This is a genomic window from Halomonas sediminis (assembly GCF_044871105.1).
Lineage (GTDB): Bacteria > Pseudomonadota > Gammaproteobacteria > Pseudomonadales > Halomonadaceae > Vreelandella > Vreelandella zhuhanensis.
Genome location: NZ_CP085246.1, coordinates 2,890,730 through 2,903,104, shown reverse-complemented (window position 1 = coordinate 2,903,104; position 12,375 = coordinate 2,890,730). Strand labels below are relative to the sequence as shown.

At 55.2% G+C, this 12,375-nt stretch carries 11 protein-coding genes; 10 read left to right on the top strand and 1 reads right to left on the bottom strand.

The genetic code is table 11. From position 1 onward, the window contains the following. Positions 1 to 37 precede the first annotated feature (37 nt). From LG290_RS13695 to LG290_RS13685, 3 genes are all read left to right on the top strand, one after another. Positions 38 to 1,045, top strand: a complete 1,008-nt coding sequence (locus tag LG290_RS13695) for a DctP family TRAP transporter solute-binding subunit (protein ID WP_499835277.1) — start codon at positions 38 to 40, stop codon at positions 1,043 to 1,045. 97 nt (positions 1,046 to 1,142) lie between these two features. After that, complete coding sequence (locus LG290_RS13690) at positions 1,143 to 1,622, top strand: TRAP transporter small permease (RefSeq protein WP_499835276.1); 480 nt, start codon at positions 1,143 to 1,145, stop codon at positions 1,620 to 1,622. Next, complete coding sequence (locus LG290_RS13685) at positions 1,612 to 2,931, top strand: TRAP transporter large permease (RefSeq protein WP_499835275.1); 1,320 nt, start codon at positions 1,612 to 1,614, stop codon at positions 2,929 to 2,931. The genes LG290_RS13690 and LG290_RS13685 overlap by 11 nt, the downstream gene beginning before the upstream one ends. 48 nt (positions 2,932 to 2,979) lie before the next feature. Here the strand turns inward: LG290_RS13685 and LG290_RS13680 are convergent, their stop codons facing one another. After that, the gene (locus tag LG290_RS13680) at positions 2,980 to 3,525 is read right to left on the bottom strand and encodes a macro domain-containing protein (protein ID WP_499835274.1); all 546 of its coding nucleotides are present in this window, start codon (positions 3,523 to 3,525) and stop codon (positions 2,980 to 2,982) included. A gap of 163 nt (positions 3,526 to 3,688) precedes the next feature. On the opposite strand from LG290_RS13680, the gene LG290_RS13675 reads away from it, so the two are divergent. From LG290_RS13675 to LG290_RS13645, 7 genes are all read left to right on the top strand, one after another. After that, on the top strand, positions 3,689 to 3,919 hold the full coding sequence (locus tag LG290_RS13675) for a DUF2798 domain-containing protein (protein WP_499835273.1): 231 nt from the start codon (positions 3,689 to 3,691) through the stop codon (positions 3,917 to 3,919). 286 nt (positions 3,920 to 4,205) lie between these two features. Beyond that, complete coding sequence (locus tag LG290_RS13670; RefSeq protein ID WP_160419133.1) at positions 4,206 to 5,186, top strand: TAXI family TRAP transporter solute-binding subunit; 981 nt, start codon at positions 4,206 to 4,208, stop codon at positions 5,184 to 5,186. A 136-nt stretch (positions 5,187 to 5,322) separates the two neighbouring features. Beyond that, positions 5,323 to 7,917 carry a TRAP transporter permease gene (locus LG290_RS13665; protein WP_499835272.1) on the top strand — a complete coding sequence of 865 codons (2,595 nt, stop codon included), beginning with the start codon at positions 5,323 to 5,325 and terminating at the stop codon, positions 7,915 to 7,917. A 14-nt stretch (positions 7,918 to 7,931) separates the two neighbouring features. Continuing rightward, positions 7,932 to 8,360, top strand: a complete 429-nt coding sequence (locus LG290_RS13660; RefSeq protein ID WP_160419135.1) for a universal stress protein — start codon at positions 7,932 to 7,934, stop codon at positions 8,358 to 8,360. Positions 8,361 to 8,515: 155 nt separating this feature from the next. Next, positions 8,516 to 9,328 carry a DUF2189 domain-containing protein gene (locus LG290_RS13655; protein ID WP_499835271.1) on the top strand — a complete coding sequence of 271 codons (813 nt, stop codon included), beginning with the start codon at positions 8,516 to 8,518 and terminating at the stop codon, positions 9,326 to 9,328. A gap of 167 nt (positions 9,329 to 9,495) precedes the next feature. Further along, entirely contained in the window at positions 9,496 to 10,014 is a 519-nt protein-coding gene (locus LG290_RS13650) for a putative pterin-binding protein (RefSeq protein ID WP_499835270.1), read from the top strand. Next, on the top strand, positions 10,004 to 12,271 hold the full coding sequence (locus tag LG290_RS13645; protein WP_499835269.1) for an ATP-binding protein: 2,268 nt from the start codon (positions 10,004 to 10,006) through the stop codon (positions 12,269 to 12,271). Before LG290_RS13650 ends, LG290_RS13645 begins: the two co-directional genes overlap by 11 nt. Positions 12,272 to 12,375 lie beyond the last annotated feature (104 nt).

The window sequence follows — 12,375 nt, the reverse complement described above, 5'->3', positions numbered from 1 at the left end:
AACAACCGCCTTTCCAGGCTCTGCGCAAGGAACCATCATGACATTGCCGCATTTAACCCGTGCCGCCGTGCTGCTCGCCGGTACCGCCGTCTTGACCGCGTCGCTTTCCGTCCAGGCGCGGGAGCTTTCCGTTTCCACTGTCCTGCCCGATGCCTTCCCTTGGGGCCAGGCAGCAGAAAAATGGGCAGAGTTGATGGAAGAGCGTAGCGAGGGACGCTTGACCCTGCGCGTTTATCCTAACTCCCAGCTGGTATCGGGCGATCAGACCCGCGAGTTTTCCGCCATGCGATCCGGCCTGATTGATGCCGCGGTGGGCTCGACCATCAACTGGTCGCCGCAAGTGCCGGAACTCAACTTGTTTTCGCTGCCGTTCCTGATGCCGGATGAAGCCGCTGTGGATGCGGTGACCGGCGGTGAGGCGGGTGAAAGGGTGTTCGAGGCTATCGAGTCACGCGGTGTTATTCCTCTGGCTTGGGGTGAAAACGGTTTTCGTCAGTTATCCAATTCGCAAGGGCCTGTCAGCGCGCCCGAGGACCTTGAGGGACTCAAGATTCGGGTAGTGGGCTCACCTCTGTTTCAGGATACGTTCAGTGCGCTGGATGCCGACCCCACTCAGATGAGTTGGGCCGATGCCAAACCCGCCTTGACCACAGGCGCAGTGGACGGTCAGGAAAACCCCTTGTCGGTGTTCGATGTGGCGCGTATCGACCAGGTGGGTCAGAAATATCTGACGTTATGGAACTACATGAATGATCCCCTAATTTTCGCCGTCAATCAGAATGTATGGCAGTCCTTGGATGAGGCCGACCGTGAGCTGATGCGCGAAACCGCCATCGAAGCCGGCAAATGGGAAATCGCCATGACCCGTGAGCAGGAGGGCGAGCGTCTGGCGAGTATTCAGGAGCGTGGCGTCACCGTCACCGAACTGACGGATGAGCAACATCAAGCCTTTGTCGAAGCCACTCAGTCAGTGTATGAAAAATGGGTGCCGCGTATCGGCGAAGACCTGGTTGAAGCGACACGTTCTGCGATTGACGCACGCTAACCAAAATTCTTGCCTGCTAGCGTTTAACCGGCCCTTTAGGGCCGGTTTTCTTGCGTAGGTTATGAAGAGGGGCGGAGTGAAAAAACATGAGGGACTCATGAAACAACTTCCCGATGCGCCGGTGGAGCGCTGGCTGGGATCGCTGGCGTTGATCATTATCGCCGTGATCAGCCTGGGCAATGTGGTAACGCGCTATATCACCGGGGGCTCGTTCTCGTTCACCGAAGAGTTTTCAGTGTTTCTGCTGGTGGTGCTGACCTTTGCCGGGGCGTCGGTGGCATTGCGGCGCAATCGGCATATTCGTATCAGTTTTCTCGAGCGGGCGCTTCCGGAAGGGCCGCGCCATGGCTTGATCGTTTTCCAGGCGCTGTGTATGGGAACTGTATTAGGGCTGGTGACCTGGTTCGGTGTCAAGCTGGCCTGGCAGGAATATCACTGGGAATCCCTGTCGGCGGGGCTGGGATTGCCACAATGGTGGTACATCGTATGGCTGCCGCTATTATCGGCTGCCATGCTGGTGCGTCTGGTTCAGCAAACGCGCGCCCGGTTGAACGGGAGTCTCGACGATGAGCCCTGATATCTGGATGCTGCTGGCCTTTGTCGGCCTGTTGATCGCCGGGGTGCCGGTGGCGTTTTCCCTAGGTCTGTCGGGTGCCGTGGGCATTGTGGTGGGGCTCTCGCCGACCATGCTGGCGACTCTGGGCACCAATACCTACAACAGCATTGCCAAGTATCCCTTGATCGCGATTCCATTGTTCATTCTCACCGGACTGATTTTCGAGCGCTCGGGGGTGGCGTTGCGTCTGGTGCGCTTCGCTCAGGCGTTGATCGGGCCGCGTCACGGTGGCTTGGCGCTGGTGGCGGTGCTGGTGTGCATGATCATGGGCGGGATGAGCGGCTCAGGCCCGGCCGATGCAGCGGCGGTGGCCATGGTGATGTTGCCGAGCATGACCAAGGCGGGTTATCCCAAACCGTTTTCGGCCACCTTGATTGCTGCCTCAGCTTCTACCGCGATTCTTATTCCGCCCTCGGTAGCCCTGATCCTGTATTCGATTGTGGTGCCGGGAGTCGATTTGCGAGCGCTGTTTGCCGCTGGGCTTTTCCCCGGCCTGCTGGCGGGGATGGCACTGTTGGTACCGGCACTAATCGTTTCGAAACGCTACGGTTGGGAAGGGGGTGGTCAGGCAGGCGTAAACCTGGGAGAAGGGGAGGAGCGTCTGAGCGTGGGCGAGAGTTTCAGGCAGGCATTGCCTGCGCTATTTGCCCCGGTGCTGATTCTGGGCGGGTTACGTTCGGGGTTGTTTACTCCCACTGAAGCGGCGGTCGTGGCAGTCGCCTATGGCGCCTTGGTCGGCCTGTTCCTGACCCGGGAAATCAACTTGCGTGATCTGTGGGAATTGTTCGGCGAAGCAGCGGTAATTTCCGGTGTGGTGATGCTGATCATCGCCTTGGCGGGTATTTTCGCCTGGGCCGGCACCATGCTGGGTACCTTTCGCCATTTGGCCGAATGGATCATCGGTTTGACCGATAACGGCGTGCTGTTGTTGATCCTGGTGATGCTGGCGGTGTTGGTGGCGGGGATGCTACTGGATGCGATCTCCATCTACCTGATCATGATGCCGATCCTGATTCCGGTGATGCAGCATTTCGAGTGGAATCCGGTGTGGTTCGGTATTCTGATGGCGATGAATATCGCCATCGGTCAGTTTACTCCGCCGGTGGCGGTGAACCTGATGGTGACCACGGAAGTGGCGCGAATACGCCTGGAACATACCATGGGTTGGGCGCTGCTGTTCGTGGTAGCCATGGCCTGCGCCCTGACGTTGGTGGCGGTCTTCCCCGGCATTGCTTTGTGGTTGCCCACAGTGCTGGGCTACAACGTTTGAGGCGCCTGGCCGAAGGCATGAGCCAGGCGGTCACCGGCTTGCTGCGGTTCACTCACTATGACTGGTATTGGAGTGTAATTGAGCCAGGATTTCATGGTGTAATTGGGCGCTTTTAGCATCGAACAGCACGAATCGCACGCACTTGATATGCGGGCACTCGGGTAACGTCTTGATGACGGTGCTCAGCGCAATACGAGCCGCTTCGGCGGGTGGATAACCGAAGGCTCCAGCTGAAATCGCAGGAAACGCGAGAGACGCAATAGCATGCTTTTCCGCAAGGTGTAGGGCATTGCGATAACAATCGGCAAGCAACTTGTCGGAAGGTTCGTCGCGCCCATACACCGGCCCCAGGCAATGAATAACGTAGTCGTTGGGCAGGTCGTGGGCACTGCTGAGTACCGCCTGTCCAGGCTTGATCGGGGCCATTGAGTGACATTCCTGTGCAAGGCCTGGCCCAGCGGCACGGTGTAATGCTCCCGCCACGCCTCCACCACTTTTAAGTTGGGCGTTAGCGGCATTGACGACTGCGTCCATATCCGACTGGTTGGCAATATCCCCTTGTCGGCATTCGATACGTTCCGCTGGTGTGTTCATGATCGCACTCCTGTGGAAGGATGTTCGATTCTGGTTAGTTGTCAAAAAATACTAGGTCAATGGCAGTCTGGTTGCTTTTGAGTGTGCTTAACAAGCTGAGGTAATATACTGAATGACGATATTGTTATAACGTTAATTCATTTTCCTGTTTCAGGAGAGTCGGATGCTTTTTGCTCCACGTTTTGCCCCGCTGGTTTTTGCCGTGCTGATGTCGTTCTATATGGTATCGCTGATGACGTGTCTGATCACTTGGATCAACACCGGCCTTGGCGATGGTTTTCTCGGGCGTTGGTGGCATGCGTTCTATATTGCCTGGCCAGTGGCTTTTTCTCTTATATGGGTAGGCGCACCCCGTTTTCAGAGAGTGACGGTCAAGCTGATTCGCAAGCATTGAAGCTAAGCAGGCGTTGATCATGAAAGCGTCGTGAAATAATGACGAGAAGATAGCATGATGCAAGGTAAAAATTAACGTTCTCTAAACGTAGCTTATGACTAGACTTCAGAATGAGTAAAAAGCTCAGCCCAAAGAAAATGGCTACACCAAGGAGCATTTCTTCATTGAATTGGAATCTTGCTGTGGTAAATTGCTTAAGTAGAAAATTACGTTAAATAACCGGCATATACCGGGTCGGTACTGAAAAATGCAAAATATTTTGCTGACAATATCAAGAGGTGTATTCATGAAACGCCATGTCTTCTCCACCGCCGCTTTTTCCGGCGCTTTGATTGCTGCAGCCTCCTTTGCCTCCCCGGCGGTGGCTCAGGATGATGAGCAATTCATCACCATCGGCACCGGTGGCCAAACCGGTGTGTATTACGTGGTCGGCCAGTCGATCTGTCGCTTGGTGAATCGTCTGGAAGATTCCAACATCAAGTGTAATGCGCCCTCGACCGGCGGTTCGGTTGCCAACATCAATGGCATCAAGTCCGGTGAACTGGACATGGGTGTCGCCCAGTCCGATGTCCAGTACCAGGCCTACCACGGCACTGGCAACTTCGAAGGCGATGCCTACGAGGAGCTGCGGGCCGTGTTCCGCGTCCACGGTGAGCCATTGACCCTGCTGGCGCGTGCCGATTCGGGCATCGAAGAACTCGACGACCTGGAAGGCAAGCGCGTCAACATTGGTAACCCGGGTTCCGGTCAGCGCAACACCTTCGAAGTGGTGATGGACGCCAAGGGCTGGACCGAGGATACCTTCTCTCTGGCGTCTCAGCTCGATGCCGCCGAGCAGGCTGCCGCCCTTGCTGACAATAACATCGATGCCATGGTCTATGTCGTGGGCCACCCCAATGGTTCCATTCAGGAAGCCACCACCACTGTCGATGCTCGTCTGATCCCGCTGAACGACGAGGATATTCAGGACATCGTCGAGGAGTATCCTTACTACTCCACGTCGGTAATTCCGGGTGGCCTATATCGCGGCAATGACGAAGATGTCGAGACCTTCGGGGTGGCGGCGACCTTCGTAACCACCGCCGAGGCCAATGACGAGATCATCTACCAGACCGTCAAGGCGGTATTCGACAATTTCGATCGCTTCAAGCGTCTGCACCCGGCCTTTGAGAACCTGAATCAGGAAGAGATGGTGACTCAAGGGCTTTCCGCACCGCTGCATGATGGGGCGGCGCGTTACTATCGTGAACAAGGCTGGATCGAGTAATCCTACAGTCCGAGGTGTTGCTACCTTGGTAAGGAATGCGCGGTTACCTCAGGGTGCCGCGCATTCTGGTTTAGGATGTTGATAGACATTTCGATATGGCCATCAGGCGTCAATCGACTCGGAGCAGGGCAGGCATATGACTGACGATAACAGCAGGGCTTCGGGGAGCGGAGTGGACTTGGAGGACATGGTCGCTTCCAGCGACACGGGGGCCCGCAAGCCGGCCGGCATGCCTGGGAAGCTCTTGGTGAGCATTGCGGCAGCGTGGTCCCTCTTCCAGTTATGGATCGCTTCTCCGGTACCCTTTATTCTGGGTTTCGGGGTGTTCAGCGCCACTGAATCTCGCTCCATTCACCTGGCCTTTGCGCTTTTTCTGGCCTACATGGCCTATCCGGCACTCAAGCGCTCGCCACGTGACCGTATTCCTATCCAGGATTGGATCCTAGCCGCGGCGGCGGCCTTCTGCGGCGCCTACATGTTCATGTTCTACGAGCAGCTATCCCAGCGCCCCGGGGCACCGATACTGCAGGACGTGATCGTCGGGGTGGCGGGAATCTTGTTGCTGCTCGAGGCAACCCGCCGAGCCCTTGGTCCGCCACTGATGATCGTGGCGTCGGTCTTTCTTCTCTATAGCCTGGCCGGCCCCTGGATGCCCGGTATTCTCTCGCATGGCGGGGTCAGCCTCTTCGGGCTGATCAATCACCAGTGGTTGACGACCCAGGGGGTCTTCGGCATCGCGTTGGGGGTCTCGACCAGTTTCGTGTTCCTGTTCGTGTTGTTCGGTGCCTTGCTCGACAAGGCCGGGGCCGGCAACTATTTCATCAAGGTGGCATTCTCGCTGCTCGGTCACTACCGGGGCGGGCCGGCCAAGGCCGCCGTGGTGGCCTCGGCAATGACCGGGCTGATTTCCGGCTCCTCGATTGCCAACGTCGTGACCACCGGTACCTTTACCGTGCCGATGATGAAGCGAGTCGGTTTTTCCGCCGAAAAGGCCGGGGCCGTCGAGGTGGCGTCCTCGGTCAACGGTCAGATCATGCCGCCGGTCATGGGCGCTGCCGCCTTCCTGATGGTCGAGTATGTGGGTATCTCTTATGTCGAGGTGATTAAGCATGCCTTCCTGCCCGCACTGATCTCCTATATCGCGCTGGTCTATATCGTTCATCTGGAGGCCATGAAGGCCAACATGCAGGGGCTTCAGAGCAGCAACCCGCCCAAGCCGCTGGTGAGCAAGGTGATCGGCTTTCTCGGTGGTCTGTTGCTGATGATGATCACCGCTCTTGCGGTCTATTACGGCCTTGGCTGGCTCAAGCCCGTGCTGGGAGACGCCACGCCCTGGGTAATCGCAGTTGGGCTGACAGGGGTCTATATCGCGCTGCTCAAGCTGGCCGCCGGTTACCCCGAACTCGAGCTCGATGATCCCAATCAACCGATCTATTCGCTACCGCAGACCAAGCCCACGGTGCTGGTCGGCCTGCAGTACATTCTGCCGGTCATCGTGCTGGTCTGGTGTCTGATGGTGGAGCGCTTGTCGCCGGGGTTGTCCGCCTTCTGGGCCACCATGTTCATGATCTTCATCATGGTGACTCAGCGCCCCATTACCTCGATATTCCGGGGTCGCAGCGATATGAGCGCGGACCTGCGTGAAGGCGCCATGGATCTGTGGGACGGCCTGGTCACCGGTGCCCGCAACATGATCGGTATCGGCATCGCCACGGCCACCGCCGGCATCATCGTCGGGGCCGTATCGCAGACCGGTGTCGGCCTGGTGCTGGCCGAGGTAGTGGAAACCCTCGCCATGGGCAACCTGATGCTGATCCTGCTGCTTACGGCGGTGCTCAGCCTGATTCTCGGCATGGGGCTGCCCACGACGGCCAACTACATCGTGGTATCGGCGCTTCTGGCGCCGGTCGTCGTGCAGCTGGGGGCGCAGAACGGCCTGCTGGTACCGTTGATTGCGGTGCATCTGTTCGTGTTCTATTTTGGCATCATGGCTGATGTCACGCCACCGGTGGGGCTGGCGTCCTTCGCGGCAGCGGCGGTATCGGGTGGCGACCCCATCCGGACCGGCTTTCAGGCCTTCTACTACAGCCTGCGTACTGCGGCGCTGCCGTTTCTGTTCATATTCAATACCGACCTGCTGCTTATCGACGTGACTTTTTTGCAGGGGATATTGATCTTCGTGGTGTCGACCATCGCCATGCTGATCTTCGCCGCGGCGACACAGGGCTTCATGATCACCCGTAACCGCTGGTATGAGTCCATTGTGCTGCTACTGATTGCGTTCACGCTGTTCCGGCCTGGGTTCTGGATGGACATGATCCATGATCCCTACGAATCCGTGCCACCCACGCAATTTGTTGAGGCTCTGGGCAATGTCGATGAAGACTCCACCCTGCGCCTGCAGATTGCGGGCCTCGATGCGTATGGCGATCCCATGACCACCTACATGACCCTGCCGGTGCCTGAGGGTGATACTGGTCAGGAGAGACTCGATAACCTGGGGATGGAGCTTTTGATCGAAGACAACAGAGTGATCGTCGATATGGTCGCCTACGGCAGCCAGGCGTCGGATCTCGGTTTTGACTTCGACCAGGAAATCATCGAGGTGCTGGCCCCCGTCGACCGCTGGACCAAGGAGTTGATGTGGATTCCTGCCTTCCTGGTCTTCGGGCTGATTGTACTGATGCAGCGCCGGCGTCGTGACAAAACGGCGACTACCGCTACTGCCTGAAGGAGGGAGATACCATGTACAAGAAAATCCTGTTGCCAGTGGATATCAACGAGGAAAGCTCATGGGAGAAGGCGTTGCCCACGGCACTGACGTTGTGCAAGACCTTTGGGGCCTCGTTACATATTGTCACGGCATTACCGGACTACCGAATGCCCATGGTGGGCTCCTATTTTCCTGAAGGTTTTTCCGAGAAGGCGCATGAAGCGATCTCGCAAGCACAGCATGAATTCATCCAGCAACATGTGCCGGAGGATATCAAGGTACAGAGCGTGATCGTCGATGGTTCGCCGTGGGAGGCGATCATCAAGGCCGGGAAGAAATTGGATGCAGATTTGATCGTCATGGCCTCGCACAATAAGCGTAAGTTTATCGATTATGTGCTGGGGCCTAATGCCGAGCATGTGGTACATCACTCCAAGATTTCAGTGATGATTGTGCGTTGAACGATTTAAATCGATGCTAAAAGCCACTCTGGTGGATTTTTTGTATCGTTTAATGGTGTTTGCGGACAGAGGGTGGGTAACTCGGCTACATTAAACTGGCATTACGACATTATGTCGGAATTAACGGTTTAAGGGTGAACCACAGGAGCCATGCCATGAGTGAGGCCACGACAAAAAAACAAGCCTACCCGGACACCTCCTACAGGGTGCAAATTTCGATTAACAAGATAGGAATGGAAAGACCGAGAGCTTGGTTGGCCGCCGGTTTCGAAGATTTCCGGCGTGCCATGGCAGTCAGTCTGTCATATGGGATGTTTTGGGTTGGGTGGAGCATCGCGATTACCGTAGGTGCCTTCACCCTGGGTTATTGGCATTGGCTGTTGCCGTTGATTGCGGGCTTCATGTTTCTCGGGCCATTGGTTGCGGTAGGTTCTTATGGAATCAGCCGTGCCCTTGAGCAAGGCCGGCCGGCTCACTTGGGGGATGCCTTCGGTAGCTGGAGAGCCCATGCCGGACAGCTGGCGATGATGGGCGTGATGATGATGATCTTCTTCATGGCCTGGATTCGCTTGGCGACGTTATTATTTGCCTTGTTTTTCGGCTTTGAAGTGCCCAGCCCCGAAGCGCTGTATACCTCTCTTTTAACCACGCCTGAAGGGCTAAGCATGTTGGCTGTGGGTACAGCGGCAGGAGGGGTGCTGGCATTTGGGGCTTTTACCATCAGTGTGGTGGCGATTCCTACCCTCATGGACCAGGACCTCACCTTCATGGAAGGCATCGAAGCCAGCGGACGTGCTGTGTCGAAGAATTTCCGTCCCATGCTCTTGTGGGCGGCGATTCTGACTGGCTGTGTTCTGGTGGGCGTGCTTACTTTTTATATCGGCCTGGCGTTGGTGCTTCCGATACTGGGTCATGCCAGCTGGCATGCCTATAAGGATCTCGTTCGTATCGATTATGTGAAAATTTGAAAGAAAATTGGAAGGCAAAGCAGTCGTTGAAGAAAAACTGAATCAGATAGTAAAGCCTGAAATTTGTTGGATGACCTGACCTTGACCATAAGATGGCGTATTCTTGCGCCATCTTTTTTATGCCGAACAACAAAGTGTCAAGTCGTTAGACTATAAGGGGCAGCTACGTGAAAAATATAGTGTTGGGATGGGTCATGGTGGTGGGAAGCGTGATTCCTTGGGCATCGCTTTACGCCGAAGACAAGCTTATCTTGCCACCGCCCATCGGCTCGGCCATCTTGACGATAAGTGGCGATATTGCGGTAACCAACGTGGGAGATGAAGCTCAGTTCGATCTTGCCATGTTGGAAGCAATGCCTTCTCACGGCTTTGAAACGAGAACTCCATGGACGGAAACGTCCGGTTATTACAGCGGTCCGTTGCTGCGTGACTTGCTTGAAACGCTTGGCGCTGAAGGAGAAGACATTTACGTAAGGGCTCTTAACGATTACGAGGCTACTCTCCCGATTGCCGATCTGCATAACTACGATGTCCTGTTAGCCATACATCGTGATGGTGAAATCATGCCGATTCGCGAATACGGGCCGCTCTGGGTGCTGTATCCCTTTGATGACCATGTAGAACTGCTCGGCGAAACGTTTCGTTTTCGTTCGGTGTGGCAGGTAATGCATATTCATGTTCGCTAAGCATTCTCCCATGAATGCTCCCCAGGTGTTGCGTTATCCGCGGCGTTTGAAAAGCGTCGCGATTATTGCCGTTGTGTTGTTTGCAGCTGCCTTGGTGGTGGCGTCCCTAGTCGCCTGGCGTCAGGACGGGCTGACACGCAGCCTGAGAGAAGACACTGCATGGGTGGCGTACAAGCTGGACCGAGATACGGTTCAGCTACTTAATTATCTCTTGGGTACTTTGCCGGCCCCACTCGAAGACGCGGAAAAACAAGAGCTTAATTTACGCTTCGAATTACTTTATAGCCGCATCAACCTACTGACTAATGGAGAAATCAGGGAGTTGTGGCAAAGCATTCCCGCCGGTCAGCACTTGATTCCCCAGATCCAGCAGACATTGGATGCGCTGGACCCGCTGATTACTCCAACCGCTTCCTTTGATACGCCGCATTTGCGTGAGCTGGAAGATCGACTTAAAGCATTGGCGCATTTGACCGAACGTTTTGTGATTGCATTCAATGGTCATTTGGCGGAAGCAACCACCCGAGCGCGTAACCAACTGAATATCTTATACAGCCTCTTGCTTAGCTTGATTATGGCAATGAGCTTGGCAGCGCTGTTAGTGGTGATCTTCCTGGTGCGAGAAATGCGTGAAAGTACAAACGCTAGGCATGAGCAGGAGCTTTTGAGCCATAAATTGAAAATAACGGCTCATCAAGCCCAAGCAGCCAGTCGTGCCAAATCCGACTTTTTGGCCATGGTCAGTCATGAGGTGCGTACGCCACTCAATGGCGTGATCGGAATGAGCGAATTACTCCTGGCGCCGATTAAGGCTGAAAATGTCAGTGACTACGCGCATACGATCCATGAGAGTGCCAGCCAGCTGCTGGAACTGATCAATGAAATTCTCGATTTCTCCAAGATTGAAGCCGGACATCTGATACTTGAAACCAGCCCTACCGAAATCAAGCCATTAGTGAAGAGCGTGGTCGCATTGTTTGATCCCAAGGCACAGGCCAAGGGAGTTGCCTTGAGGGTAACGTTTGATCCCGAGCTTCCCGAATGGATACTGATGGATGCCAGACGGTTGCGCCAAATTCTGCTCAATTTGATTGCTAACGCCATCAAATTCACTGGGCACGGAAGTATTCAGGTAAGTGTCTTTACCCGCGATAGTGGCTTGCATATAAGCGTCAGTGATACCGGTTGCGGTTTGACCCCATCGCAACAGGCCCGCTTGTTTGAACCCTTCCAACAGGCAGATAACAGCGTGACTCGGCGCTATGGCGGTACCGGTTTGGGCTTGGCGATATGCAAGCGTCTGGTGGTTGCCATGCAGGGCCAAATAGAGGTGGAAAGTACTCCCGACCAAGGGAGTGAGTTCTTGTTGAAGCTACCGTTGGTGAAAGCAGGACCGGAATCGTCACTTGGTGCCCTTGTCCCTGCCCAGCACCATTTCGACGGAGTAACCCTGTTGTTGGTGGAGGATAATCCGGTCAATCAAAAAGTAGCGGTGGGCATGCTGGAGTATTTGGGCTGCAAGGTAATATGTGCGGGCACTGGCAACGAAGCCTTGACCTGTGTGGACAATCAGCAGGTAGCGCTAATTTTCATGGATATCCAGTTACCGGACATGGATGGGATTGAAACAACACGTCAATTGCGTGCTCAAACCGGCTGGCTGAAGGATGTACCTATCGTCGCCATGACCGCTGGTGGCTATGATGATGATCGTGCTCGTTGTCTTGCTGCGGGCATGAACGGGTATATCACCAAACCATTATCGTTGACGGCCCTTAGCGAACTGCTTTCCCAGCAACTGGAAACCCAGCTTTCGCCACCGCAACGACTGTGCTGGTATGACTCTGCGGATTTGGCGCCGTTGCTGGATATCGCGATCCTGGAAAATCTGAATGCCATGCTGGGTGTCCAAGGAGTGGCTCAATTGGTGGAACTGCATCATCAGCATATAAGTCATTATATCGCTGATTTAATGGCCCTGTCAGAAACTGAGAAAACAGCCGATAAGTACGCCGTAGAAGAACCCTCGAGTCGCGCATCGCCAATTCGAGAAATTGGTCGCCTGGCACACCAGCTACGCGGTGAATCGGCAAGCTTGGGGGGCGCACGTCTGGCCCAGCAAGCCAAAATCGTGGAGCTTCTAGCTAAGGAAGAGAATCAATTTCAAATAGACGCTGCCTTGCAACAGTTATTTGAAACTGCGGAGCGTACCTTGGCGGCTATGGGGGCTTGGAGAAGCGTGCATGTCTCTGGTTAGAAACGTTCGGGACGTTTATTAAAATACGCCAGTGCCCGAGCGGAGCTTTTATTCCCCACGCACTATTTTTCGTGCCTTATCCCGCCCATTTTTTGCTCTTTCTC